Consider the following 26637-nt stretch of genomic DNA (forward strand, 5'->3'; position numbering starts at 1 on the left):
TACGCTGAATGGAGGCCCGGCCGATGACGGCGATTCAGCAAGTTCTGTGGGAACTGCGGATGGACTACATCGGCCATCCGTACTGCGTGAGCGGGAACGCCATCCCACACGCCCTCGGTCAGCACCTCGATTCCGAGACGCATGGGCCGGTGTCGGCCAGTTACGGCGTCTTCGTTCCTGGTCAGTTCGGGACGTTCCCGGAGGAACACACGCAGTCGGGCATCCGCCCGTACCTCGGGAGCGGGCTCCCCAACGTGGAGGCCTACGACGACCTCTTCCTCCAGCGGGAGGCGATGCACTCGTGGCTTCCCGACACCCGCGTTCGGGACGCGCTGAACACGCACGATCTCCGCGTCCAGGGCAGCCACTAGGCTCTCGCCTCACCCGGTCTATTTGGATAATAGAGAGCTACTCTCATAAGCATTTCTATCCTTATTGGGTATTGGTCTCTCAAGAAGGGTGTGACAATAATTTGTAGCTGTTCGTCCCTACACGACTCACACAACGGTAGTCGATACGAAAAGACCTCTTCGCTGACTCTTTGATATTCTCCAGTAGGGCGAGCGCGTGGTCCGGACCTCACTTCCTTCGTATCAATTATAGATACTAAATTGACAGTCTTACACTCCTCACCGCACTCAGCACATTTGTTGGGCCCGGTTTCTGCCCGTTCTTCTTCTCTCTTAGCAGTCAGGTCGATGATTGTTTCAGCCTCCATACGTCCGTTCGGAGGTTGCTCAGTGGTTTGTCCCTCAACTCGCAGTTTCCGACCAAGTTTCGTTGTATCCGCCTCAGTAATACTCTTGACTGCTCCGACTACTTCCATACTTTCTCCATCGCTGTTCATGAGGGTCAAACCGTCTCGCTCCTCGACAATGGTTCCAGTAAATTTGTCCGTGTTCGCCTCTTCTTTCGTCGAGCCTTCATCGGTAGTGTTGGGTCCGCTCATCGTAATTGTATAATCGGGAGTCTCACTCATAAGATTTTCTATTCTATTTAGGTACTAAAGTAGGGGCGGTTCACCGGAATCCAAGGTGAATCAAGAGCAAGGATTCTCACTGCCACTCTATTCCAACTCAACGATTCTCTCACCATCGCCCAGTCAGGTCGCGAAGTAACTCCCTCAGGCTGACTCGGCTTAGTGCCGGATCGGTTTCCGACCGTAACTCCTCGGCGTGTCTCGGGCATGCAGTTATAGTCATACCAGTTGACGATTGTCGAACAGGACTTCCATCCTGGTCGCAGGCGACCATCCGTCCCTCGTCGTCAACATCAAACATCTCGCACGTCCCATTACCTCCTTCTTCGTCGTCCTCCTCCTCGGTACGGGTTTGGTTCTGGGTCATGGTTGTCTCACTCCTGCTCGTTCTCGACCGTTAGCGGTCGATTCGCTTGCTTCTGAGTCTTGAGTAATAGCTCGCCGTCACGAATCCCCGCGTGAGTCACCCGAACCGCGATGTCGTCCAGCACGTCCGCCAGCGGAATCTCATGACTCTCTTCGTGGTCGGTCTCGACGTTCGTCCGTCGGGCCAGCGTCTCACTCTCGCCCTCGACCACGACACCGCGAGCGTTCTCCCACGTCCCTTCGTCGTGGACCGTCTGACACTCCGAGCAGACTTTCGCTTCTCGCACGGGATCGTCACGATGGCCGACCGCGGTCATGACGACCGGAGAACCCATGTGGGTGTCGCCTTCGCAAGGGTCGCTTTCGTCGGGCGCGTCCTTGCCGAATCGCAGGTTAGTCCTTTCCTCGGTACTGGCGTTCTCGTCGGCGTTCTGTTCGGTTTTGCTCATGCTTGTCTCATTCCTGCTAGTTCTCGGCTTCATCAGTTACCGCTTCAACACTCTCGGCGATTATCCGGACATTGCTCTCGTCTTCGACGATTCGACCGTTCGCACGGACTCGGTCGCCGAGAGCGAGGTCTACCTCGGTTTCTTCGATAGTGATGGTTTGCTCGCCATTGTCGAGGATGAGTGGCGAGTCAGCCTGCACGACCGTCCCAACGAACGTGTCTGAGTTTGCTTGGATCTCCTGCACTTTGCTGGCGCGCTCGTCGCGAGTATCGTGCATCTCCCAGAATACCTCGAACGCCTGCCTGTAGGGCTTTGCTGGCGGGTCCGGAACCCATGAAGCGTCTCCTCGAATGGTGACGTGATAGAAGTTTTTGACTGGTTGCAGGTCGCTATATTCTCGGCCATTCCACGTCCGGTAGTAGATGGTTTCAGTGCCTGCTTGGGCGAATACGAGAACCGGCCACCGTGACGCAATCTTACAGAGGGGTTGGCCTTTCGGCAGGCAGATTAGTCCAATATCGCCGACGAACTCGTGCCGATCTTCGACACGGAGTGGAGCGGACCGGTTGATTACGACGTGATCGTCCTTCGTTGCGTTCTGGGCCTCCTCGAAGAGTGTTGGACGACGGCAGTAGAGGTCTGGGCAAGTTTCGTCCTCCATCGCAGTCGGATAACCGAAAGCCTCTCCCTAAAATATTTCTATTCTATTTAGGTACTTATTCTTAACTACTTCTGCTGCTCAAACCGACTACTTGCACGACAGACACGCTCTCGTCGGCCATCGCTCGGAGTGCTTCGAGCGCGTCGCCAATCCGATACTCGACGGGCATGGCTACACACACCCCTCCGCGCGGCCGTAATCGACGCCCGGAAGCGGCACGTCTCGCCCGTTGTACTGCTCGGGGCCTTCGAGGAACGCGTTCACGGTCTTGCGCGACCCACGCCCCTCGATCTTCTCGAATGCGAGGTCGTCAACGTGGCCGGGTTCGGGTACGTCTGAGCGAGCGCGTACGTCTACCCAGCGGGTTGAGTGGCGGTCGTCGTAGTCCATCGCGTCGGGACAGTCGGTGGTCCACGTCGCCTGCTCGGTCGCCACATCGACCGCGACGCGCCGGGCGTCCACGCGGGCAAGTTCGGTGCCGAAGTCTACGAGCGCGACGTACTCGCCGTCTCGACATTCTCGTAGTTCGGCGACCCGACCACGGCGGGTTTCGAGACGGCGCATTCCCGGCCGCGAGGCGCGATCTCGCGTCTGCCAAAGCCAGTTGCCGACCGAGAGGCGGGCAACGTTGGCCTTGTCGCCGGACACGGCGAGGAGTGTCCGCGTCGAAGCGGATGGCCCGCCGAGGCGGACCGACCACTCGTCGTACTGTGCCTCGTCGAAAAAATCGTTACCGTCAGTATGCCGAATCACGCTCATATTTAAGGAGATATTCAAGCTATTCGTGATCTCCCGTCAATTGACAAAACGGCTATCTAACGACTACGGCACTTCCCTTTCTCGCTAATCAACTGTTGAATTGGTTCCGCTGCGGAGTTGGATACTGAATCCATCACCTGATATAGAACATCTTTCTTAATGACTACTTCGTCTTCCCCGACGTACTGCGCCTCTACTTTCCGAATCTTTTCTTGTCGGTGTGACTCCCAAAATTTCTTGAGTGAATTCGACTTCACTGTCGGATTATTGCTAAGTTCCTCAAACACGACTTTTCCTGCGTAACCGTCGTATGCCGTAACACGGACAATCTGTCCTTCCCACTCAAGGGTTACTGGAGGCTGATATGGTAGTTTCTCAATTATTTCGTTACTATCTGTAGCTTCTGTCTCGGGGGTGTCACCCTGCTCTGCCATTGTATCTGAATAATAGGGAAACTACAGCTAAAAGCTTTCTATTCTAATTAGGTATGTCAGGTGCGCCGAGATTATTCCGTAATATAACCACTCCGCAACTTGGACACCTGCTATTCACGGTCACCACAGGGAAGTCCGAAAAAGACGCTCAACTATATCCAACGCTGGAGCAATGCAGTAAACCGCTACTCCGAATAAAGAGTTCATTACCTCAGAAGACACTGCCAACTCGTAGAGCGTCCCCAACTCGAACGCGACGACCTTCTTGCGTTCGCTGGGCGTCGCCTTCCTACCCGTGTACTCGTCTCCCGACTTCGCCAGTCCGGCTGCTGCAGCCGGGACGAACTCCTCGACCACGCTTACTTGTCCGATTCGAGCGCCGGGCCGTATCGCTACTAACCAATGACGCCGTCTATTGGATAGCCATCATTGGTTAGTAGGGTGCCTCAGTGGATTCCTCTCGCTCGGAAAACACTCGCGTAGTCGTAGAGAAGCAAAAGCGAACTGCATCAGCAGCTTCGCTAACCAATGAATCACCTGCCGAAACTTCATTCCATTGGTTAGCGAAAGCCACCGTCCGTCTCTACTCTTACGTTGACCGGACTAACTAGCGAAAACCAGCAGTCGAGAGAGTAGCCTCCACCCGATTTGCGCGCTACGCGTTGCTTCCGGCGTCTGGCCCGCTGTACTCTTTGACTTCGACGCCCGTCAACGCTAATCGCGTACTTTGCGAAGCCGCCACTTGCATCACGCCGAGAAACGCGGTCGCGACGGCCTCGGTTGCGCCAAGCGTTAGCGTCTCGATTTCCCCGCTGTTACAGTCGCGACAGTAGACTCGCGGAAGATTCCACTCGTCGTGCCCAGCGGTCCGTTACGCGTACACCGTGACACAATGTCCGTCGTACAACACCTGGCCACACCAACATGTCCCCTTTGCTCCGGAGAGTTCAACCTGTACTCCCGTGAGGAGTTGCTCGATGTCGGTCTCGACTCGCACGGTCTCGTCGTCGGTGTCGGCGTACGCCACTTAGCGACCCTTCAATCAGACGACGCTCTCGCCGCTGGTTTAACCGCCACACTCGGGATAGTCGGCAACGTCAGTCCATAGAGTCCTCGCGGACGTTCGAATCCGTCTCGGCGGCTGCGGTCGAGGCTTCTGTCTCGTCGCCCTGTACATCCTCATCGTGACGCATCACCATGTCGAGGACGACTGCGACAGCGGATGTTTCGAGGTCTTCGAACTCGGGGTCGTCGGTATCGGCACGCTCCCGCATCTCCTCGGGGTCGGCGTCCGGCGCGTCGTCGGCAAGGTACGCCAAGAGCGTCCGCATCGAATCCGGGAATCGGTCACGGTGCGAGTCGACAGTCTCACAGATAGCGTCCGGGTCAGCATCGATTATGTCCGGGCCGGCGACCAGCGCGTGGGCGGCGAGCAGGACACCCCCCGAGAGAACCGCCACGTAGTCGTCGCTGTCCTCCTCAATCTCGTCGCGTTGTTCCCAGAGACGAACCAACGCCGCAACCGCGTCCTGCGCCTCGTTTTCCACAATAGCAGAGAGTGCAGTCTCGTATACCTCCCAGACATCGGGAGTTTCGGGTGCAGACTGGAGAATTTCGACCAGTTGGGCGACCACATGGGTTTCGAGGTCTGCAATGTCGAGTTCGTCGCTATCAGTATCGACATCCACCCGGAGCGCGTCGAGGTCAACTGCGTCCTGTTCTCCACGGAGAAGGTCGAAGAGTGTTTGAACTGGGTCGGAGAGACGGCTACGGTGCGGGGCGACAGTCTCACGGATAGCGTCCGGGTCGGCGTCGATTACGTCCGGGCCGACGACCGGCGTGTGGGCGGCGAGCAGGACACCCCCCGAGAGAACCGCCACGTAGTCGTCGCTGTCCTCCTCAACCTCGTCGCATTGCTCCCAAACATCACCGAGTAGCGAGATAACTGTTTGAGCGTCACCGTCGCGGGCGATGAGTCTGAGGGCAGTTTCGTAGTCGTCGCGCGGTGTCCGTGTTAGTTCTGCTAGTAGGTTGCTGTAGGCGAGCGTTTCGAGGTCGGTGAGCGAGTGACTGTCGGCGTCGGAATTGATGCCCGCACGTAGTTCGTCGGGCGTCACAGCTGGCTCGCGGTCGTCGAGAACCGCTGCGACCGTCCGTACCGCCGCGGGATGGTCGTTCGTCTCGTCGGGAAGCGCGTCAAGAACGTCCGCTGCGTCCACATCGGCGTCACCGATGTCGAGTGCGAGGTGTGCAGCATAGCCGACGCCCACCCGTTCGGTGACAGTCGACGCGTCATCGCTGAGTACGTCTCGGGTACGCCAGACGCCTGCGAGACACCTCATCGCTATCGAGGGATTTCCATCACGGACGTGCTGGAGGCCAACTCGGTAGAGAGCCGTCGGCGCGTCAGCGCCAAGGTCGTTGCACGCACGAGTGGCCGCTCGGTCATGCCAATCCGCCACGGCATCTCTTGGGACTCTGCCGAGTGCCCGTGCATGGTATTCCGCCAGCGTAATCCTGCTTGCGTCTTCGAGTGTGTCTCGGCCTTGCTCGTGGATAGTATCGAGGTCGTCCGACGTGATCGAGTCGGCGTCGGCGACGACCGCGAGCGCCGTGGGGTAGACTCGTGCCAGCCACGCCCCAGACGCCCCGGCACCTGTGTCAGCGTCGTCGGTGTCGGCGTCTACGAGACTATCGGCCACCCGACTCACCACATCGTGGAAGAACTCGACGCTAGGTTCTGCCGTCATGCCGACGCGTGCTATAATGGCGCGAAACACCTCCGACTCGAAGCCGTCACGCTGTGCCGCCGACCACGTATTTTCGGCGATGTCCGCGACGAATCCACTGACTAATTCCACTCGCTGCTCGCGTGTCTCCCTGATTGGTGACTCCGCTTCGGCCGTCCGGTTGAGAACGTCGTCAACCAACCACACCAGACCATCTGGGTTTGGTTCCTGCCTCAGTCCCGCGTGTGCCGCGTCATAGATGGTGTTGAGTTCCGAGTGGGGAAGCGTCTCGACTGCGTGGTCTACGATTGTCTGCCCCCACGCGGTCGCCCCGTCGCTCTCGCCCGAGAGGACTTGTGCCACACCGAACCCGTACGTCCACGCGACGAACTCCACCTGAGCCTTGGAATGAGTGTCGCTGGCCGCCACCTCATCTACCTGTTCCGCGATATGATCCACCCACTCTGTGACCGCCTCCCCGTCCGGGTCCGCCGACTTAGTCGCAAGGAATTCTAGCGCCATCGCGTACACGTTCATCAGAAACTGCCCCGCCGAGAGATCGTGGGCGTCATCGCGGCCCGCCATCACGTTCGCTCGTTGCTCTAGTTCGTCCACCCACTCTGTGACCGCCTTCCCGTCCGGGTTCGCCTCTTTATCCACGAGCTTTTTGAGCGCCATCGCGTACACGTTTTCCAGAAACTGCCCCGCCGAGAGATCGTGGGCGTCGTTACGACCCGCCATCACGTTCGCTCGTTGCTCTAGTTCGTCCACCCACTCTGTGACCGCCTTCCCGTCCGGGTTTGCCTCTTTGTCCACGAGCTTTTTGAGCGCCATCGCGTACACGTTCACCAGAAACTGCCCCGCTGGGAGATCGTGGGCGTCATCGCGGCCCGCCATTGCTTGCGCCCGCTCTTCCAGATCGTCCACCCACTCTGTAACTGCCTCCCCGTCCGGGTTCGCCGACTTGTCCGCGAGATTTGAGAACGCCATCGCGTACACGTTCGCCAGAAACTGCCCCGCCGAGTCGTTGTGGACGTCATGGCGGCCCGCCATTGCTTGCGCCCGCTCTTCCAGATCGTCCACCCACTCTGTAACTGCCTCCCCGTCCGGGTCTACCGACTTGTCCGCGAGATTCGAGAGCGCCATCGCGTACACGTTCGCCAGAAACTGGCTGGGGTCTTCGTTGAACGCGTCGTTACACGCGGTGGCGAGTTCCGGGAGTAGTGACTGGAGTGCAGTTAACTGCTCGGGACCGATGTCTCGACTGTTCGTTAGCGCGTACGCGAGCAAGGTCTCGGTGACAGTAGTCGGGTCTGTGTCTACTCGGTCGGCTTCTATCCGGGCACTGATAAAGAATTGCGCGTTGTTTTGCTCGAAGATGGTCGCCGGAACGGGAACGTCGTGGAACAGGAGCGTCCGTATCGTGCGGACGAACAGATCGCTCCGGCGGGCGACTCCCTCGTCGTCCATGTCGTCCGAGATGGCGAGCCGGTCGTTTACACCGTCCGTAAGAAGCCATTTGACGCCGACCTTATAGATAGCGTTGGCGAGGTCGTCGGCGTCGCGTTGTCGCGCCCTCCCGTAGAGACCACCGAGACTCCGTGCGAGTCTGACAAGCGCAAACTCGGGGTTGTCCGTTGCTTCGTACCGTTGGAGATACTTGTCAAGGTCTTCTTCAATTTCACTGGGATCCTGTTGGACGTTGCCAGCAGTCGTTCGGAAGACTTCGTATTCGACGACGGCTCGGCCATAGATTATCGGTCGCGGTCGCCACGAGTCCTCCGGGTTCACGGACATGGTGGTATCCGACGGTCCGTAATCGTGCCACCCCGCGGCCGTCTCTCCGTCGTCCGCATCGTCGGTTGCGTTTTCGGCGTCAGTGATGTCACCCCCGAGGTAGCCCGCGAGCGTCTTCGCACACTTCGTGATGTTCCCCTCGAACAGGTCCCCGAGTTCACGCGTCTGAACGCCTGGCGTGACACACACCTGCTCGTATATCTCGCCAACATCGCCATGGTCGGCGTCAGCGTCGAGTACAGGCTGGACGTCGTGGTGGACGAGTTCCATCGCGGAGCCGAACGCCGACAGTTGCTCGCCTTCGGTGGCGGCGTAGCGAGCGGCGAGTTTCGCTATCTCGATGTTCCCATCAGCGAGGGCTACCACCTCGTCAACGACTGCCTCGTACTCGCCCTCGTAATCGAGAACGTCCAACGCCCATCGGGTGGTCTCGCGGACGGCGTCGGCTTTTTTGTCGAACCGCTCGAACGTAATAGTCGCCGCGTCTTCACGGGTGTCGCGCTCCGCTTGCGCGAATTTTTTCGGGGCTTTGTCGGCGAACGAGTTATGGAGTTCGTCGCGACACTCGATAACGACGGTGCCGTGGTCACACGACCAACTCTGGAGTTCGCGGAGTTGTTGCCCACTCGCTACCGTTCCGACTTCGACTTGCCGCTCGTTGTCACCGGCCGCGCCGAGACCAACCTCCGTCTGATAGTTCGCGTACAGAATCGTGTGCTTATCACTCGACTCGATCACTTGCTCGACTGTGGTCGCTTCACCGAACCGAGGAAGTCGCACTTCGTAGTTACTATCGTCGCTAAGCTCCCGGCAGGCTTTGTAGGCAGCAGTAGTCTTGCCCGACCCGTGCGGGCCGCGGAGAACCACGACATCCGTTGTGTCGTCTTCAAGTCGGTCGCGGAGTTGGTCGACTTCGTTACCGTCTTCGTCGGGCAAATACTCGACATCATCAGGGTGAACGCGCTCACCAAGCAGGACCTCCTCTTCGTTCTGGAGGCGGGTTTCGAGGTGGGCGAGACCCTCGGTCGCTTTCTCGCGGCGGCCGTAGACTTCGTCTGTGAGGTCGGCGAGTTCATCCTCAACAGTTTCGAGTCGGTCGCGGTGATCTCGAAGGTCTGCCTGCATCGTTTCAACGTCGGACTGGAGCGCGGGCAGGGTGGCGAACGCGTCGATGAACTGGCTTTCGACGTGGTCGTCGATGCTGTCGAGCGTGTCGAGCGTTCGCGGCGGAAGGCCGAGGCCGGTTTCGAGCCGGGCTTTGTCGAGGGGTGTGAGGCGGTCGTCGAGCAAGTGGTCGAAGAGGTCGTCTGCAAGATCGGCCATGTCATTGCCGGGGTTGGCACGCCACAACAGCAGGCCGAATGCGACGACGAACGGCATCGACCCGGAGAGTGCGGATACGGCAGTTGGTGCTGCGCTTTCGGCGAGGTCGGCGACTGTCTCACGGTCGATATCTGCCTCAACCGTGACTTCGCCGGACGTGATTGCCTGTGCGTACTCGGCAGCTTTCTCGCCGAGCGTTTTGAACGGCGTGGTCGCCATCGACAGGCCGGTTGCGCCAATGTATTCGCGGAGTGAGCCGGTGGGCCATCCCTGTGTGGCCGTGTCGGTGTCGGCCGTGAGCGCGAGTGCGACCGGCGGGACGAGCGTCGGGCCGTATGTCGCGTCGGCGAGGCGGCCAGCGAGCAACCCGGCGGAGTCAAGGGCGTAGTCGTACGTGAGTCGGTCGGCATACGTTTCGAGCGTGTCGGCAGACACCGACTCGTCGACACCCTCCCAGTCCTGAGGGGTATCGGACGGGTGACTGAGAACAATGAGAGTGTCAAGCGCCTCGCGGAGTACAGTGGCAAGGTCGTGGTCGGCTGTAGAAGAGGTATCAAGGGTAGAGTCGGCGTCCGTCTCACCGTTAGCGTCGGTATCAAGGTCAGTGGTACAGAGCCAGTCGAGGTCACGCGGCCGGGTGGAGAGACAGAGTTGGCTGGCGTCCGCGAGGGTGTTGTGGAACTCCCGGCGGTCATCGGGGGTGGCGTGCTGGTAGGCGGTATAGAAGTCATCGACGACCACAGGTCCAGTGGATTCGTCAGCGGCTGACAGTGAGTCGACGCAAGTAAGCTCGGCCTCGTCGGCGAGATCATCGAACCGCTCGGTCTTGCCGATGTGTGGTGCGCCGACGACGACCGTCACGCCCTCCTCGCTCACCACCGTGTCAGTGTCAAGCTCCGATGGTCGCCGAGAGATAACAGGCCCAGACATCGTCCTGATATTCATCTAATGTTACGAGGGGGAAATAAGTATCGTGAAAGGTAACGCACAGAGAAGAACGTCGGTCCGAAGACATACCCATCCCTGTTCGCACATGCCGTACCCCTGTAGGTTCGTCCGACCACAAACGCTGTTGGCGGTCGAACCGCTCCCTCACCCTCTCCGTATCTACCGCTGGACACCGCTGGAGTTACTAGACGTACGAGTAAGCGTACCGTGTCACCGCCACGAGGAGCCACCGTTTGGGGTGGGCTGCATGTCGTGACGGATCCAGACCGCGGCCGAGTACGAGTGTTTGCGTGAGAGTTATCGCCCTCTCGGGGTGTGTGGGGGTCCGGCCACGCCGTTATCCGGCCACCTCGTCTGTTGCCGGAGCGTCCGACTCACCGAGCGACGGTTCGCCCGGCAGGTCGGCGTCTTCGGTCAACACGACGACGTTCTCCTTGTAACTCAAGCCGTCCGACCTGCGTTTCTTCTGGGTCGTAATCAGCCGGTGCTTGCTTAACTCGGCCATCGCGTCGAGGGTGCGCCGTGCCAATTCTTGGGCATAGTTCTTCGACACGCCTTCTTCGTTCGCACGAATCCAATCCGCGAGGTCCGAGGATTTGAGGTAGACACGCCACCCGCTACTGCCGCTCGTCCATAACTGGTATCGGCCGGGATCGTCACGCTCCCGCCACGCCTTCGCGGCTAGCTCGTCGGGCTTGCGGTTGGTAACGCTCGCGAGCATTTCATCATCGTAGCGAGCGAGGCGTTGGAGCGGTAGCAGGTCGGCCGTCGAGTGGGCGACTGCGCCACCGCGATTAAGTGCGTCTTCCTCGCCGGGCAGGCGGGCGTAGTGGTTGCCGTCGTCTTTCGTAATCCGTTCGACACGCTCACCATCCACGTCGAGAAGCTCGTCCATGATGTTCGGCTCGACGTTCTCGTACTGGAGGTGGGCGCTTTTTTCGAGTTCCCGTGATTGGAGTTCCGCGATCATCGACCGTGTGCCGTTCGCTTTCGCTTCGAGGGCGCTCAATCGCGCGTCGTGTTCGCCTTCGACTGTCTCCTCTACGGTGGCGAGTCGTGCTTCGGCCTCGCGACGCGCCTCGCGTTCGGTGGCTAGTTCGTTGCGGAGGTCCTCGACTTCGCGTTCGAGGTCGGCAATCTGTTCTCGGAGGTCGGCGGTCGCTTCCTGAATGCGTTGGTCAATGAGTTCGTCAAGCTGTTCGTCGGCCGGAGTCTGCGATTCGTCGGTGGGGGTGTCGGTGGTCATCGGTTCTCGGGAGTGATCTTGGGTGATTCGGTGGCGATACCGCTAGGCGTGCATGCGCGCGAAGAGGAGCGAACAAGGGGGCGTCTGGGCTACCCGCGTGTTCTCCCGTGTAGGCGTCGCTGTCGCGGACACGATGGGTCGGCGGGCAACTCGAACTCGGCCACGTCGATATCGAGTGAGGCAGCGTTCCGCACAAACAACTGGGTAAGGAGAATCCGGCCCTCCTCGGTGAGGTCGCAGGTGAATCCGCGGGCGTCGTCAGGGTGGTCGCTCTTCGTCAGGAACCCCTGCTCGACGAGTTCGTTGAGTCGTGGATAGAACTGGCCGCCCTCGGTGTTGGTCTGACCGAGCGCTTCCAGTTCGTCCTTGACATCCGTCCCAACCGGAGTGTCGTGCTGTTGGTTCGCGCGGTAGGTCGCCAGCAGGAGGTCGCGTTTGTAGCTCGTGAGGTTGGCCGCTGTCTCGGTGAGCGACGACGACTGACTCATCGCCGGTCACCTCCCGTGGGAGAACCCGCGGGAAGTGTGCAACCGCAGGGTTGGAGGGTGTGTTCCGTGGGACTATCGGCGGTAATGGCCCAAATTGGTGCCTTGCACGCCGGACACTCGCCATCCTCAAGCGTCGTCGTCGTACTCATCGGTCGGTCACCTCCCGGTTAGCGTCGCGGATGCGTTGACAGAACTGACACGGCGCGTACCGCTGTGCTTGGGCTTCACTGCGGGAGAGTTGCGCGAGGTCGTCGTGGTCAACCGGGCACAGCGGGTTGTCGTTCTCGTTGGTTTCGTGGTAGGCATACGACCGCTGGCCCGTCGAACGAATGACGAGAACTGTTTCGCGTTCTGGGTAGCGGTCGTTCTCGATACGTGCATCGAGATCCTCGCGCGTCGGGTCGTCCACCGTCTCCGGATCCGGACAGGTGTGACTAGAGAGTTGAATCGTTGGTGTACCGCAGTTATCGCACACATCGAACGTCTCGGGAATGGCTTCCGAGAGATCCGGGCCGACCTCCTCGATAGCGTGCGTCATTTCGAGCTACCTCCATGCAGGCCGACCGCATCCGCGCGGCGCTGTGCATGCGCTTCGAGAAGTTGTTTGCTGGCGTCGGTCGTCCCGTACTCATTCGTCCGCCCATCCTTCTCCGCTTTCTGCAGGAGGTCGCGTTCCACCAGTTTGTCGAGGTTCTGGTACAGCCGCGAATGGTTCACCTCCTCGGGGTACTCGATTTCAAGCCGCGACTTGATCGCGAGTCCCTTCGGCGGGGTGTCCTTATCGTGTTCGAGCGCACGCACCGCGTACAGCAGGTCGCGCTCGAACGCTCGCAGGTCCCCCGCGGACGGAGAGTCCGCGCTCATCGCCGGACTCCTCGCGTCGTATGGGTGGTTGCTAGACTATCGGCTGGTCGTGCGGGACATTCAAGTCCCGTCTGGGTGTAGGCACTCATGCTTCTCGCCTGAGGAGCATCACGGGCCGGTGATCCTAGCACCGGTCCGATTCTCGGATTGGCAGATTGATACCCGTGACTACTCCTTATCCAAGTGTGTAAATGCAACATACATAAAACTTGGCCAAATATCTACTCAGACTGTGGGTAGAAATATATTCAGGAAGAAATATTTTCAAAGTAATTAAAAACGGAGTTAGAGTACTCAATAACGTGCGGCTTCGCCCACCATGGATGACTGATAGTGACGAGTTGATATTAGAGTTTCTAGCCGATACTGAAATCGCACTTCCTCCGACCCCTATCCACTACAACCTCCAGAAAAACCACGAAATTTCATATTCAACTGTCCGCCGCCGAACTCAAACATTAACCGAACACGGCTTTCTAGAAATCGATAATCCTGATAAAAAGTATTATCAGATCACCGAACTCGGTCGCCAGTATCTCATGGGCAATCTCAATGCAAGTGAACTAGAAAACGAGTCTGACGAATACTGAGAAGTCATTGTTGCCACTTAGCTGGTATTGGAATGCATTTCTGATCTATCTTGTCTATCGAATTTTCGGATTTAGCCACGTACTGAATATGGAGATGATTCTCTAATTCACCATCATTCTGGACTTCTAATTTTAATGGAATGATAAGATTGGCCCAGTCTGGGGGTGAATCGATTGCATCTCGAATATTCTGATAGAAGGGATTTCTAAATCCGTACTTTCGCCGTATGTATGCGAATTTTGGAAGCGAATCATCTATCTTAATAAAGTCTTTTTGAATCTCACGAAGGAAGCTTTTATTAATGGGTAATGATAGTTCAGGCATCGAAAGTATTTCTGACGGTGCCCGATTGGGAGCGCCGATCCCACAAATATGTCCCTGCTCAATTTTTTCAAAGAGTTCCTTCTCAATTGTTGAGAGATTGAAAGTATCTTCTAAGTATTCCCGAATGCTTGCTTCGTAGTTCTCTGTTGTGAAATCTGTTGGTGAGACAACTTTCATGACTTTCCCACTAGGAGTAATTTTATGTTCCACTGGCTTAGTTTCTGGACAAAGAAATACCATCTCGTCGACATTGAGAATTGTAGAGTATCGATACATTTGGTTCCTATTTTCTAAATTACGAACTGGATTAACGCCCCCAGAATAGTACTTTGTATCAAGAATAGAGATTATATCATTATCTTTAACTAATAAATGATCTGGCCGGATATGAGTATCTATATCTGAATATGGGCTAGTTTTTTCCTCATTTCTTATTTCTATATCTGATTCATCAGTTAACTCTGATGATATTTTATCTATTTGCCTTTCTAAAACAATTTGAGAGTATTCCTGAAAAAGACTATCCATATTAATTAGATAATCCATAGTAAGATGTTTTTCCCCACCAGTCATTGGCTCACCAATCGCTGAAGATAAAATAGTTTTTGAGATTTCTATAGCTCGTTGATAATAAGCCCGCTGGGGTGGTAGCGATCCGACCGTTATTTGACTATACTCTCTAATGTCGGAAGAGCTACTAGAGATATCTCTTTCCTCTAAGTACCGGACTTTCTCCTGAACTTCGGAAAATATACTGTAGTAACCTTGATGAGGATTGTTAGGTTCGTAACGACGAAATAAAGCGAGAAGATATTTTCCAGCTAGGTGAATCAAGCTGTTAACTGGAATATTATAATTTGGTTCTTTAGTGACGAAATGTTGCTTCGGAGTTCCGGATTTATAATTCCAGATACTTCGTTTGATATCAATGCGACCGTGAGCATCGACTGCATCTACTCTTTGGCTATCAAACGTTCGTATGACTCCCTGACGAAAAATCGGTTTCAAACTCTCGATATAGTTTGCAGCAACTATGAGATAGACATCTGTCAAGTCCTTATCATCGTTGAGAAAATTCTCAATTGGGACCCCTTGGTAATTGAACGTGCGCTTATACCTGTGTACTTCCAAGAAAACATTAAATACTTCATTCCAATCAATTTTAGGTTTTATTTCTAAACTTGAGGATGGGGTAAGTGGTGTAACGCCGACATGGTCACGAGCGGTAATCTCTAATTCGCTATTCCGATTATCGATCTCGGCTTTTGCGATTAAATAATCCTTCTCGTCGTATTTCGTGCGCTTTTTCTTCCTGAATACGTTTTCCTGAACTGGATCCGGTTGGAAAGCTGCTTCCTGCAACTGTGATGCAACTAAATCAGGGTTATCTATTTGTTGTGTGTGGCTTCCGTGTTCGTCTACACTTAGGGTAGATGGGAGGTTTACACTACTCATGAATTCCGAGATGTTGTCTTGTCGTTTCCTGACGACGATTCACCACCTCGATTGCGGGAGAAAAGTCGAAATCAGACTGGCTATTAATTTCCTCATAATGGGTTTTGATTCGCTTCATATCTTCGTATGTGGAAGTATTCAATAGCCTAGGTATGATGTACGTACGATAAGCTTGACCGACTGCTTCGTACGGTCGACCTTCGTAACGCCCACCCTCACCACACGTTGAATCTAAAAAAGAAATAACATCTTTGTAATGCATTGGTCCGAATTGCTGAATTGCAGATTCAGACTCGTTATTCCTGTTATTCAGTCGGCTGTGATCTCGTTCAAAGAGATTTCGCAATTCGTCACCGTCAATCGGAATATTCGCTCCGTCTATCCAACTTTCGAATAGCTTAGTTCGGCCTGTATCTGTATAATGATCCACGTCTATCATAGCAAATCTCCGAGTGATTGCATCGTCTAATTCATTCACCGTTCGGTCGGAGATGTTCATTGTACAGATAATGTTAACATTTTGATCTAGCTGTATGGTTTGCCCATCATCGGTCTCAAAAATTGTTTGATTCGGGTTCTCTATCGCCGAATATAACGGGCCAAAGATCCGGGAGATGTCTGCACGTGTGATTTCATCAAGAATTACTGTATATGTATAGCCATCATCACAGATTTCGCGGGCCTGAGCAACTGCTTGGGTTACTGCTCCAAGACGTTTGTTGTACTGCAATCCTTCCTCATTGTTTGTCAACTCTGGTTCAATTCGTCCAAGTATATCTTCAGCTGTCCAAGATGGTGTTGCAGTATGTATTTCGTATCCGATGTTCTTGTCAAATTCATTCGCTAATTGCTTCGCAAATGTAGTTTTCCCAGTACCTGTTGGCCCATAAAGAACGAGAGGCTTCCCTGCCTGTAGCGCCCCAAAAGCATTATCTTGAACATCACGGGGGACACGAACTTCTTCCGGTGTATTATCTGCGCGGAGGTGGATCTCTTTTTTGTGTTCTGCATCACAGTCGGAGTAAAGAACTTGTCGGCGAATATCTCCCATACCGTCTTCATGATGAACATCTAATGGAGCCTGATAAGAATCGTCATCCACATATTCAACAATCTCATCGCTAGTCAGAAAATAAAGAACATCCGCTGTCGCTGCTTCTCTGGCGGCTCGTACTGCTTCGTCATAACGACGATACAGGGTTACAGCTTTATCTTTTGCATCTTGGAGAGTAGTCTGCTCTTCCTGACCCTGAGAAGAGTCCCGAGTGTGATTCATACTGGAATATTATAGTCTGCTATAATAAATGAACCGGTTAGGTAGCACTAAATATCATGCATGAATTATTATTTGTTTCCTATTTGTATTTCACTAACCAATGTGGCTAAGCGGAGCCTGTATTGCATTGGTTAGCGAAGTATCGAAAGGCGACGAATATCTGCTTGTGAACTTCGATTTCGGCGTCATCACATGGCTCCGACTAGTCTCAGACTGAACGCGTCGCGCTACTCGACGTTGGCGCAGTTGATTGCTCGATGTTTCCGGGCTTGGCCGTTTGTTCTCTCTGGTGTCTATAAGCGGACGACGCGAATAGTTTTCACTCGGTTGGTGGCTGTCTGGTGAAGATGATGTTCTTCAGGAAGTCATTTAGTTGTCCAGTTGGCGGTGATTTTGTCGTTGGGGGAGTACTGGATGGTCAGTTGGTCTTTCGACACACTGCTTGGTACTTCGTAGATCAACCAGCCGGATTCTGTTTCTCCCGATTCATAGTTCCAAGTTGCAGCATACTGGACGCCGTCTACGGGTGAGAGGAGTTCGAGATCTCCGAGGGTTACCTCGTCTTTGGCGGTGTATTGTTGGCCGTTCGCGAGGACCGTGATGTCGGTACTGGATGGGAATTCGAGGAGTTCGCTGGTCGTGTTTTTGACGGTGACTTTGACGAACGCGAATTTCTTGCCGGAGGATGCGTTCGTGGTTTCCTCAGTCCATCCGCTTCCATGGGTGTATGAGTCGCTGAAGCCGCTGAAATTGAACCCACCGATGTTGGTGGTGATTTTCGCACCGTTTGGTGTTGTATAGCCGTCTCCGAGCGACCGCGAGGCTGGCGTGAACTTGATTGATTTGTGAACTGAACCGGGGCGGAGGCGATACTGTGTGGCACCGATCTGTGCTTTTTCAATCGTCGTTGACCAAGACTTACTTGCGCCAGCCGGAAGATCCAGTGAGAATACTCCGACTTGCTCCCACTGTGTTTCTCCGGTAGTCCGACGTTCGAGCGTCCCGAAATACGTTCCCGCTGCGGACCCAGTGTTCTTGACCGTGATCCTTCCCTCTGCTTCAGCGCCGATTTCGACCTCGCTTGGGAACTCCATCTGAGCGACTTCGAACTGGGGCAGTTGCGTGGAACTGACCGTCCAGTGCGCTTCCGGTTCTGAATTCTCTCCTCCACGGTTCCAGAAGACATCAATGCCGTTCTTGAGAGTTTTCGGTGCTACCTCAACGAGAATCCAGCCAGCTTTTGACTCACCCGGTAACACAGTATCACTCGACAACGGTTGCCCGTCAATGCGGAGAGCGTCGAGGCTCACACCGACTGGGTCCAACTGGGCAATTCGCTCCCCGTTCTTCACACTAAACGAATCAGGCCCAGTATAGAGCTTACTGTCACCTGTGTTCTCAATTGATAACTGAAGGAAAGCGAAAACACGGTCGGATTCCGGCGTCAAAATCTCTCGGCCATTGCTCGTCTGATAAGCAACTGATTGACGGACCGTCGTATCACTCACCGAGATAGTCGGCCCGTTTTCGATTTCCAGAGCTTTGTCTTCCTCAAACGCCTTTGTCGTTACTGAGACCGTATGCGAAACCCCATGATCGGTGATTCTGAATTCATAGTCTCCAGCCGTCCCTATCTGGAACGGTCCAACCTCCGTCGATTTCGTTTTGGTGACCGGGATGCTCCCAATCTGGATATTCTCCTCTACGCTAAATGCTCCCTCTCCGACGGTTAGAGTATTCGTGAAATCGCCTTTCTTACCGCCGGTATTCTTCGCAGATATGGTAAGCGAGAATTCTTGACCGACCTCGGCTTCGGACGGCCCCGTAAGCTCAACCTCCTCGAAATGAGGTGGACCGGTTCGAACAGCACTACTGAACACTTGACAACCCGCAAGTGACGTGAGGCTTGCTGTTCCACCTAGCGCAAGGAATTTCCGTCTCTCCATATTCGTTGGAATAGAAAGACACTAAATAATTCTATTGAAGTAAATAAAATATAATATATTATTAGTTAATATAATTTAATAATATATAGCCACATTCCTCAAAGATAACCGACTGAGAAACTGTTGTGGATACGATGCTGAGACTAAGCTACGCTAACCAATGAAGCCCTCTGTTGGGTAGCGATCATTGGTTAGCAGTAGGCCACATTGGATTTCTCCTGCTCGGAAAACACCGGCTTAGTCGTTAAGTGGCGAAAACCCGGATTGCACCCGCAGTATCGCTAACCAATGAATCGAACACCTGATAACGTCTTCATTGGTTAGCGAGGCGCGCACCGTTTCCCGACCGTTGCCACCGAGGTCAAACACCGAGAGACACCGAACAGCGATAGAGTAGCGGTTCCGGAGTGACGACGCTATGCGTCGCTCCCCTCGTCCGGCCTGCTGTACTCCTCTACCTCGACGCCGGTCAGTACCAACTGAGCCGTCTGCGAGGAGGCCACTTGCAATACTCCGAGGAGTGCGGTGGCTACAATCTCAGTCACTCCGAGGGTGGGCGTCTCGATCTGGCCACCGTTACAGTCGTGACAGTACACCCGCGGCAGGGTCCACGTGTCATGTCCGGCGGTGCGATACGCGTAGACGGTGACACGGTGACCGTCATGCAGGTCCCGGCCGCAACAGCAACATGTCCCCTTCGCACCGTCCAGCCCGACCTGCAATCCAGTAAGCACCTGCTCGATGTCGGTCTCGACGCACAGGGTCTCGGCGTCCGATTCAACAAACGCCATCTAGCGACACCTCCAACACACCACACCTTCGCCGCTGGTCTGACCGCCGCACTCGGGACAGTCCGCAACAGCAAGCCCAAGCTCGGAGTGGCGCGCCTGTTCTTCAGCGCGCTCCATACGCTCGCACTCACGGCAGATCCGGTGAGGAGTCGCGCATCCGCATTTCCGACACCCCATACTTACTCCTCCTCCGAACGGTCCGCAGATAGTTCGCTGGCGATACGCTTTTCTTGCGCTAGTGGTAACTCGAACATGGCTTCCATCACCTTGGAAAGCCGTGGTCTCGGGTGTGCCAGCACCCGCGGACCGTTCTCCCGAGAGAGAAGAACAAGCCCGAATAGCCCCGGCTTTCCTAACTAGAATTATGCACGTGTCTAACTTAAAACTACTGGAAGCAAAAAACAAGATAGAGCGCCCATTACCCGAGAAAACGCACGTTTTACACCAGCAAAACTGTATTTAAACTGCGCTCTACATCACCGGCTCAGACTGGAGTAACTACCGTAGTCGGGGTATGTCGAGCTAACCAATGTGGGCGGCTTTTCGTTTGGCGTCATTGGTTAGCCAAGCGGATACAGCGAGAGGCGTATTTTGAAGTCGTCCAGAAGGCGTCGGCTTTCACGACCCCCCTGCTCCCAAGGAGGTCTACAACGACCCTACTCAGAACAACTCGTCAGTCACGGACGCATCCTGAACTTCCCTAACTTGGTGTACCGATGCGCTCGCGAGTACTCCTTGCCGAAGGGGAGTACTGCCAACTCGTAGAATATCCCCGACTCGAAGACCACCGTCTTGTGCGCGCCGAACGTCGCCTCCTCGTCTAAGTCGGTTTGAAAGAACTTCTGCAACCATGGGGAAGACCGATGAGGTCAAGGTAGCTATCCAGGACCAAGGGCTAGCGTCAAGCCCTTCCGGAACGTGGCGGGCATTTCACTTCACAGGTCCCCACCTCCGTGCGGGCGGCTTTTCCCGTCTGACTGGCCCGTGCGGGCATTTCAAATGATGATTTCACCAAGCGTTGTCTACAATACCGCCTTGTCGAGGAGAAATTCCACAAAGACCGCACCGCTCCGTGAGCGACATCGCGGAGTACGACAGAAAGTCGGCTGCCTCAAGATTCAAGAGGAGTTATTGGATGTGGCCTTCGGCTCGGAGCTGGTCGGCGTCTTGCTGGGTGTAGCGCCATTCCACGTTGGCTTTCTCGTCTTGCCAGTCCCAAGGTTCGACGACGACGACATCACCCGTTTCGATCCAAGTGCGGTACTTCATGCGACCGGGGATACGACCCATCCGATTCTCGCCGTCCTCGCATTGAACGCGAAGGTGGTTACCGCCATTGTGTTCGGTCACGACACCGAATAACTCGTCGTTGTTCGGCATTCGAAGATTCCGCCGGCCCGAATTTTCACTCATAATTTATAGAGGAACCTACCACGGAAAAGCCATCCGGAACAGTTGTTGGCACGGACCAGTAACTGCGTGAGGCTACATCGTCGAAGGTAGGACTACAGAATTAGGTGCAGGAGAGCCGAAACCGAAGCCCGTTTGAGGGCAGTGGTAACAGGTTCCGGTCCGGGCGAACAGCGCAGGTGGTCGGTTGGACACCAATGGGCGTCCGTTCCGCGTTGTCGGTGAGCCGCCAGTCCTACTCGTCACTCATCGTCCGTCACCTCGCTGGTGAGTATCGCCTTTAGACCGCCGCGGTCACAGTTTTAGACACTAGAATAGCCGTCGCTCGTGGTTGTTGAGCAGACGGGGTAGGTCAGACAGCGGTAACCACACGTGGAAACCACGCAGGCTGAAAGGACGCTGCCAACCGTGCCGTCTACGTATTCAATTCGGTCGTCGGTACAAAACACCTCCGATACGCAGACCGAGTCCGGGGTCGGCCGTTGGAGACCGTTCGTTCACGACGCTCCTTGGTCGCTTACTGACACTGCTGGAAGAAAAAGACCGATCCGAGTAGTAGGGAATCGTTCGGTATGGCACAGCGAGCGACGAGACGTTAATTTCTCGAGACGAGTGCAACCGTGGTACTCGCAGGCCTCGCAGGGTGTACCGAACTACAGGCTTCCCTGGTCGAGATCTCGGAACCGTCGGATCCCGACTCGCTGAGTGCATCTGCGTGTATTCTCTCAGCGTTTGAATAAGATGTAGGCTTCATCGAGAGCCAACACAAAACCGGATTTCACCACGACAGCTTACAACTCGTCAGGTCCCGACGTGTCGTCGTTGGTAGAATGGGTGTCGGAGCCACCCATCGACAAAAACTCCAGACTAACACGGACAGTCCCGTGTATAGCGCCGTAGAGACGAGGGCGACTGAGAGCGCTACGACCCACGGACTATCTATCATTTCGCCGATTCGAGCAGTGAACTGCGAAGAAGGAAAGTGGATTACTACTTCAACCCCACAAGGGTACATCTGGAACTTGATTACTCGGTCTCTCCGTCTTCTGCTGATTGAATGGCTCGAAGACGGTCCGGCCAGTCGTTTGCTTCACCCTTCGACAGCGCTTTCTCGAAGTCCCCAGCCGCTTTTTCAGCGTTTTCGCCACGGCGTTCGATAACGAGTTTGTCTTAATTTCGGGTAGTGTTTCTCCGCTTTATTTTGGCGCGAATTTTGGGTGACAAAAGTGTCCGTGACTATCGGCCGAGTAATCGGCCGAGGAAACTATTGGTGTCGGTGCCTTTATCGCTCTCTTGCACTTCGGCTGGTTGTGTGGTGTCCGTACCGGTTTCGTCTACACCATTGAGTAGTTCTTCGACGGAGTATCCAATCCATTCGGCGAATTCCTCTGGGGCACCGATATAGACGCTGGTAGAGGATTTTTCCGACATAAATCGCTTGGGCAGGCGTTTCTCATAGTCGTATACTTCGTATTCTTCACGGTCGAAATCAGCGGTGATTGCGTCGGGTTCAGACTCGAACGTGACGCGGCCACCCTGAATGTCGCGTTGCCATTTCATCCGCCCCGTGTCGTACGTTTTCTCGGCGGGTTCCTGAGCAGGGAAATATTCTGGTTGCTCTCGACCGGCCTCCTCGTAGAACTCGCGGAAAATGCGACGCACATCCTCGATTGTACCATTTCCATCTGTCCACGGCTTCTCGGTGAGCATCCGACGAGCAACGTAACTAAAGATTGGGTTCTGCCGCTCCAATACGTCCGAAAGGTCTTCTTGGGCTTCGCGGAACCCTGGATCTTCCGGATTCGAGGGGAAGGAAACATCCATGCTCAGAATCTTCATTCGATTCCGGAACTCTGATTTTGGGAGTGCGTCGTTCGTCGTGAAAATCAAGCAGGGCTGATCGACGCTGGTTGGTGTCCAGTCACCCCAATAATTCCGGATTGGGCTCCATCGCTGGATTTTCTCCTTTTCTGCGTCGATGATGGCGTATGGGAAACTTGTATCCCATTCGCGGACGCCACGAACTTCCTTGACACCAACATCGTCTGCGTCAACCCCAGAAATGACCGTATTGTCGGAGACAAGTCGAAGAATGTACTCGGTGAGCTTGTCCTTCCCAGCGTCACTTTTCCCTTCAATGTAGAGATGCTGGAGGACATTATCAAGCGTCCGTGACGGCGACGACAATGCCTCAGCGTACTGGTTAGCGAATGGAGCCCAAAACCCATAGAGGAACGCCTCATACATTTGTGCCATTACCGCAGTCTCCGATTGGGTGTGGCCGTGGTCGTCAACAGTCTTGATGTAATCCTCGATGGTTCCCAGACAATGATTCAAGACTTCGGGCGTCGGGTCTTCAGTGGCAACCAGAATAATTTCGTCGTCCTCACCGATAATAATCTGCTCAGCCTCGGGAAGAACCGACATCGTCGGGATTGAGGTCGATTCTTTCACTTGGTTGTTGTACGCGCTTAGTGGAGCAGTAATACTGTGGTCCTCGACGGTTGCACCGCGATCTCGAAGACTACTCCCGAACTCGTCAGCCGAGTCCTTATCCACCTTGCTCGTACCCATTCGAATCTTCTCGTCAGGCGCTCGAACGCGCGGCCGGTCAAGCGTATCCGTCAGGTCCGTCTCATGGTCTGATTCGACAAGCCCAACATCCGGCGACTCATCATCGTCCTCGCTTTTGTTGGAATCTTCCTCGGTTGTCGACTCATTAGATTCAACGACGGTCCGAGTGGCATTCTCGGGTTCTTCGACGAACGCAACCGTTTCATCGGCCTCCTCTGGGTCGTCGACAACAGCGGTGACTTTGTCTGCGACGTCTTTCAAGTCCTCGACGGCATCTTGGTTCAGGGCGGCTGTGTCGCTCACGTCTAGGTCGCCTGCACCGACCCAGTACTCAATCCGGTTTTCCCGCTCTTCCGGTGAATCGGCCGCCTCAAGTGCTTCGACCAATCCCTCTAACAGCGTCTGGTCGCTGTATCCCTCTCGGTACTCATCAATAAACTTCTTAAACTCCGTGTCCAGTTCTGTCCCGACTTCGGTTGTGAAGACTGAGATTTGATTTGTATGATACTCCCAAGAGTTCCGCGAGAGATTCGCAGATCCCTGTACGAGCTTTACTGTATCGTCTGGCATTACGATCCGGTAAATCTTCGAGTGGACTATCTTCCGATTCTTCAAACGAACGGTGAGACGGTTGTCTTGCCGTAGTTGCACTAGCGACCGAGCGGTTGAGACCTCATTGACCTGTTCGGCATAGTCGTTGGCATTACCAATGAGTACATCTAGTGACCCGATGTCGTAGTCGGTGAGCATCTTTACCATCAGGTCAGGAGTCTCTGCGTATGTTACAGCGTCCACATGGCGGGCTCCCTCGAAGAGGTCAAGGAAATCGTCTCGGTCTTTCACCATCGCCAAACGGTATTTGGCTGCGCCCGAACCATAGAATTCCGGCATATCCGCGAACCTGTCGAATGAGATATTTGCTTTCAATTCATCCATATCACAGGATATGAATACCTACCAATAAATCCGTCTAAAAGCGAGGCACGGTGGACGCACTTTTAGTTGCGGTGCGTCGCCCAGTTCCGCCAGCTCGAGGTCACCAAGACCGATAAAGCGATTAGAGAAGTACGATACGACCCTCTTCCGGTCGTAACTTGACGTTCGTCCCCACCGCTTCGTCAAGACCGTGAACAAGCTGTTTCGAGATGTACGCGCCGAATTGCAGATTCTCGAAGTCTTCAACTCCGTTCCGCCACGTCTGCCACGCCCACGTCCGTCGGTCCTGCTCAGATGGCTCAAGTTCCAACACTAACGCGAGCTGTCCATCGCGCGCACCGATACGGACCCCGAACTCATCACCCTCCTCCAGTTCGTACACGTCTCGATACTCGTTCGGCAACTCAAGCCGATACTCCTTCACACCAGTCGGCGACTCCTCGTGTTTGATTTTCACCAACGACTTTCGAACCTGCGAGACACCGTCGAGGAGGTCTGTCGATTCGCTCGTCGATGGCTCTACGGCTGGCCATGTCGAGACGCGGAACGAGTGGTCGTCAATCTGCTCGAAGATGGTTGCGACGTGGCTATCGTCGGCGAACGAACGCATGTTCAATGCCTGCGCGATGTGGCTCGGCCATCGCATCTTCGTCTGCTGGTACTGCTTGAACGTCCGTTCGTTCGACCGCTCGCCCGACACATCCGGTCCGACATCGACTCGAAACGTGACTTGGGTTCCATCCAATTCGGGCGTGATGCGGTAGGGTTGCTGGTGAGCGAGATGATAGTCCTCGACGACTTCCGAGGGTAGCGACACTTCGACTTGGCCGTCTGAGGTGTGACGGAGTTTCCGGTCCTCGCTATATTCTTTTGGGGTACTCATTGGTCCTTACTAGCGGGTTGAGATACCAATATATAAATGTTTCTATCGTATTTAGGTACTCGGTTCTGCTCAGCCTAGTCTATGCTCTGGTCCAGCATATCAATACCTTTTCATGGCCATAAATATGTAGAAAATGTATGAGTGAAGATAATACCGAGCCGGATATCTGGGTGCTTCGAAGTGGATACTACGAGTGCTGGCCGAGTTGGAGTGACGAAAATGTTGTGTCAGTTGGGTGGCCAATTGGATGCCTTCGCGATCTCCACGAGGAAGCCGACACTACCAGTGAGTCGAAGTCGAAAATTAAAGAAAAGCTAGATGAAAAGCACGATATGGACAAGCACGCTCGGAATTCTGCTGCAGGAACGATTCGAACTGTTGCCGGTATCCGGGGGTCAGACCGAAACTTCCAGCAGGGTGACTACGTGATTATTCTCGGAAAGCCCATTCGCGGTGAATCAGTCATCCATGGCGTCGCTGAACTTAAGAAGTACCGATACGACGGTGACAAAACAGATGTTAAAGAAGACGCTCATCCCTACGTCTGGGATGTAAACTTCTGCGCGAAAGGATCGGTGTACCGCAGCGATCTCGAAGAGGAATTTGACGGTAGCGTTCCAAAATCTCGTCAGACACTCATCCGAAAAACAGAGCTAGGCCAAGAGTTTATATCGGCAATCAAGGACGCAATCGACAACTGCGATACGGTCGATATTACTGACGAACACTTCACGCATAGCTCTATCGACGAAGCTGATCTTCAGCGATATATTTCCGAACACCAAAATAAACTGGATAGCCGACTCGACCAGAATACACTTTCGAGAGAAGTCTCTGTCGGTGATGATGCACGGATTGATTTTCGCGGAAAAACCCCACAGGATGACCTCTTCCTCGTTGAAGTGAAAGCCGAAACAGCGTCGACCAAGGCTGTTGATCAATTAGATCACTATAAAAATAAAGCAGACTCAAACCGACCCGACTCCACCCAAATCATCTCGATGTTAGTGGCACCTGACTTCAACGAAGCCGCCCTCAAAAAAGCCGCTCAAAAAAATTTCCTAACACGGCAAGTCCACTTGGAGGCACGATTTGAGGACGTTGACCGTGACGTACCAACAACCGAACCATCCGCATAGACTCTCCCCAGACACAGAACAGTCTTCACGAACCCAACCAACCGCGTCCTGTATCGCGGCCTCGTGGTGAATTCGTTGATGCGCCGTCAACGACTATAACAACACACGACATTACTTATCAGCAATTAGCCGCGGGGGAGCCACGACGACCTCCTCGCCTTACCACATGAGTCGCTCAATCTGGCATGGTTCGTTTTTCGTCGTCAGATAGGGTCTTAGCGCGTTGTGCTGAGCTATCTATAGAGATCTCCTTTTAAGCATTCCCGCAC

General features: G+C 54.6%; 21 protein-coding genes and 1 pseudogene. 3 read left to right on the forward strand and 19 right to left on the reverse strand.

Annotation, left to right across the window (positions count from 1 at the left end):
* Window positions 1–23: 23 nt before the first annotated feature.
* Window positions 24–368, forward strand: a pseudogene (locus EPL00_RS21355) (hypothetical protein); the annotation flags it as partial.
* Here the strand turns inward: EPL00_RS21355 and EPL00_RS21360 are convergent.
* The 11 genes from EPL00_RS21360 to EPL00_RS21410 all read right to left on the reverse strand — a co-directional run bounded on the left by EPL00_RS21360 (window position 368) and on the right by EPL00_RS21410 (window position 13043).
* Complete coding sequence (locus EPL00_RS21360) at window positions 368–949, reverse strand: hypothetical protein (protein ID WP_135855224.1); 582 nt, start codon at window positions 947–949, stop codon at window positions 368–370. The pseudogene EPL00_RS21355 and the gene EPL00_RS21360 overlap by 1 nt on opposite strands.
* A gap of 404 nt (window positions 950–1353) precedes the next feature.
* A complete protein-coding gene (locus EPL00_RS21365; RefSeq protein WP_135855225.1) occupies window positions 1354–1794 on the reverse strand; it encodes a hypothetical protein in 441 nt (146 codons plus the stop codon).
* A gap of 16 nt (window positions 1795–1810) precedes the next feature.
* Window positions 1811–2455, reverse strand: coding sequence for a hypothetical protein (locus EPL00_RS21370; protein ID WP_135855226.1), 645 nt, complete (start codon window positions 2453–2455; stop codon window positions 1811–1813).
* A gap of 171 nt (window positions 2456–2626) precedes the next feature.
* On the reverse strand, window positions 2627–3208 hold the full coding sequence (locus EPL00_RS21375; protein ID WP_162224299.1) for a hypothetical protein: 582 nt from the start codon (window positions 3206–3208) through the stop codon (window positions 2627–2629).
* A gap of 62 nt (window positions 3209–3270) precedes the next feature.
* On the reverse strand, window positions 3271–3648 hold the full coding sequence (locus EPL00_RS21380) for a hypothetical protein (RefSeq protein WP_135855228.1): 378 nt from the start codon (window positions 3646–3648) through the stop codon (window positions 3271–3273).
* A gap of 120 nt (window positions 3649–3768) precedes the next feature.
* A complete protein-coding gene (locus tag EPL00_RS21385; protein ID WP_135855229.1) occupies window positions 3769–4005 on the reverse strand; it encodes a hypothetical protein in 237 nt (78 codons plus the stop codon).
* Between the two features lie 740 nt (window positions 4006–4745).
* Entirely contained in the window at window positions 4746–10358 is a 5613-nt protein-coding gene (locus EPL00_RS21390; protein ID WP_135855230.1) for a hypothetical protein, read from the reverse strand.
* Window positions 10359–10782: 424 nt separating this feature from the next.
* A complete protein-coding gene (locus EPL00_RS21395; RefSeq protein ID WP_135855231.1) occupies window positions 10783–11691 on the reverse strand; it encodes a hypothetical protein in 909 nt (302 codons plus the stop codon).
* Window positions 11692–11780: 89 nt separating this feature from the next.
* Window positions 11781–12179, reverse strand: coding sequence for a helix-turn-helix domain-containing protein (locus EPL00_RS21400; protein ID WP_135855232.1), 399 nt, complete (start codon window positions 12177–12179; stop codon window positions 11781–11783).
* Between the two features lie 145 nt (window positions 12180–12324).
* On the reverse strand, window positions 12325–12717 hold the full coding sequence (locus EPL00_RS21405) for a hypothetical protein (protein WP_135855233.1): 393 nt from the start codon (window positions 12715–12717) through the stop codon (window positions 12325–12327).
* Entirely contained in the window at window positions 12714–13043 is a 330-nt protein-coding gene (locus EPL00_RS21410) for a helix-turn-helix transcriptional regulator (protein WP_135855234.1), read from the reverse strand. The genes EPL00_RS21405 and EPL00_RS21410 overlap by 4 nt, the downstream gene beginning before the upstream one ends.
* Before the next feature lie 323 nt (window positions 13044–13366).
* Here EPL00_RS21410 and EPL00_RS21415 point away from each other — a divergent pair, with 323 nt between their 5' ends.
* Window positions 13367–13633, forward strand: a complete 267-nt coding sequence (locus tag EPL00_RS21415) for a hypothetical protein (protein WP_135855235.1) — start codon at window positions 13367–13369, stop codon at window positions 13631–13633.
* Window positions 13634–13637: 4 nt separating this feature from the next.
* Here the strand turns inward: EPL00_RS21415 and EPL00_RS21420 are convergent, their stop codons facing one another.
* The 8 genes from EPL00_RS21420 to EPL00_RS21455 form a co-directional block, all read right to left on the reverse strand.
* Entirely contained in the window at window positions 13638–15413 is a 1776-nt protein-coding gene (locus tag EPL00_RS21420; protein ID WP_135855236.1) for a 5-methylcytosine restriction system specificity protein McrC, read from the reverse strand.
* Window positions 15406–16689, reverse strand: coding sequence for an AAA family ATPase (locus EPL00_RS21425; RefSeq protein ID WP_135855237.1), 1284 nt, complete (start codon window positions 16687–16689; stop codon window positions 15406–15408). Before EPL00_RS21425 ends, EPL00_RS21420 begins: the two co-directional genes overlap by 8 nt.
* Before the next feature lie 365 nt (window positions 16690–17054).
* Window positions 17055–18635, reverse strand: a complete 1581-nt coding sequence (locus EPL00_RS21430; RefSeq protein ID WP_135855238.1) for a DUF4352 domain-containing protein — start codon at window positions 18633–18635, stop codon at window positions 17055–17057.
* Window positions 18636–19051: 416 nt separating this feature from the next.
* Window positions 19052–19426, reverse strand: coding sequence for a hypothetical protein (locus EPL00_RS21435; protein ID WP_135855239.1), 375 nt, complete (start codon window positions 19424–19426; stop codon window positions 19052–19054).
* A 677-nt stretch (window positions 19427–20103) separates the two neighbouring features.
* A complete protein-coding gene (locus tag EPL00_RS21440) occupies window positions 20104–20274 on the reverse strand; it encodes a hypothetical protein (protein ID WP_162224300.1) in 171 nt (56 codons plus the stop codon).
* 280 nt (window positions 20275–20554) lie between these two features.
* Complete coding sequence (locus tag EPL00_RS21445) at window positions 20555–20839, reverse strand: translation initiation factor eIF-1A (protein ID WP_135855240.1); 285 nt, start codon at window positions 20837–20839, stop codon at window positions 20555–20557.
* Between the two features lie 1233 nt (window positions 20840–22072).
* On the reverse strand, window positions 22073–24346 hold the full coding sequence (locus EPL00_RS21450) for a phospholipase D-like domain-containing protein (RefSeq protein ID WP_238398283.1): 2274 nt from the start codon (window positions 24344–24346) through the stop codon (window positions 22073–22075).
* Between the two features lie 121 nt (window positions 24347–24467).
* A complete protein-coding gene (locus EPL00_RS21455) occupies window positions 24468–25229 on the reverse strand; it encodes a hypothetical protein (protein WP_135855241.1) in 762 nt (253 codons plus the stop codon).
* Window positions 25230–25366: 137 nt separating this feature from the next.
* Here EPL00_RS21455 and EPL00_RS21460 point away from each other — a divergent pair, with 137 nt between their 5' ends.
* Window positions 25367–26368 carry a PDDEXK family nuclease gene (locus EPL00_RS21460; protein ID WP_135855242.1) on the forward strand — a complete coding sequence of 334 codons (1002 nt, stop codon included), beginning with the start codon at window positions 25367–25369 and terminating at the stop codon, window positions 26366–26368.
* The last annotated feature ends 269 nt before the right edge of the window (window positions 26369–26637 follow it).

Source organism: Halorussus salinus (assembly GCF_004765815.2).
GTDB classification, from domain to species: domain Archaea; phylum Halobacteriota; class Halobacteria; order Halobacteriales; family Haladaptataceae; genus Halorussus; species Halorussus salinus.

Coding starts and splice junctions, on each gene's coding strand:
- EPL00_RS21370 (WP_135855226.1), bottom strand. CDS start 2,455: ATGGAGGACGAAACTTGCCCAGACCTCTACTGCCGTCGTCCAACACTC.
- EPL00_RS21365 (WP_135855225.1), bottom strand. CDS start 1,794: ATGAGCAAAACCGAACAGAACGCCGACGAGAACGCCAGTACCGAGGAA.
- EPL00_RS21455 (WP_135855241.1), bottom strand. CDS start 25,229: ATGAGTACCCCAAAAGAATATAGCGAGGACCGGAAACTCCGTCACACC.
- EPL00_RS21450 (WP_238398283.1), bottom strand. CDS start 24,346: ATGGATGAATTGAAAGCAAATATCTCATTCGACAGGTTCGCGGATATG.
- EPL00_RS21435 (WP_135855239.1), bottom strand. CDS start 19,426: ATGGCGTTTGTTGAATCGGACGCCGAGACCCTGTGCGTCGAGACCGAC.
- EPL00_RS21410 (WP_135855234.1), bottom strand. CDS start 13,043: ATGAGCGCGGACTCTCCGTCCGCGGGGGACCTGCGAGCGTTCGAGCGC.
- EPL00_RS21380 (WP_135855228.1), bottom strand. CDS start 3,648: ATGGCAGAGCAGGGTGACACCCCCGAGACAGAAGCTACAGATAGTAAC.
- EPL00_RS21425 (WP_135855237.1), bottom strand. CDS start 16,689: ATGAATCACACTCGGGACTCTTCTCAGGGTCAGGAAGAGCAGACTACT.
- EPL00_RS21460 (WP_135855242.1), top strand. CDS start 25,367: ATGAGTGAAGATAATACCGAGCCGGATATCTGGGTGCTTCGAAGTGGA.
- EPL00_RS21405 (WP_135855233.1), bottom strand. CDS start 12,717: ATGACGCACGCTATCGAGGAGGTCGGCCCGGATCTCTCGGAAGCCATT.
- EPL00_RS21445 (WP_135855240.1), bottom strand. CDS start 20,839: ATGAGTGAAAATTCGGGCCGGCGGAATCTTCGAATGCCGAACAACGAC.
- EPL00_RS21400 (WP_135855232.1), bottom strand. CDS start 12,179: ATGAGTCAGTCGTCGTCGCTCACCGAGACAGCGGCCAACCTCACGAGC.
- EPL00_RS21420 (WP_135855236.1), bottom strand. CDS start 15,413: ATGAGTAGTGTAAACCTCCCATCTACCCTAAGTGTAGACGAACACGGA.
- EPL00_RS21395 (WP_135855231.1), bottom strand. CDS start 11,691: ATGACCACCGACACCCCCACCGACGAATCGCAGACTCCGGCCGACGAA.
- EPL00_RS21360 (WP_135855224.1), bottom strand. CDS start 949: ATGAGCGGACCCAACACTACCGATGAAGGCTCGACGAAAGAAGAGGCG.
- EPL00_RS21430 (WP_135855238.1), bottom strand. CDS start 18,635: ATGGAGAGACGGAAATTCCTTGCGCTAGGTGGAACAGCAAGCCTCACG.
- EPL00_RS21415 (WP_135855235.1), top strand. CDS start 13,367: ATGACTGATAGTGACGAGTTGATATTAGAGTTTCTAGCCGATACTGAA.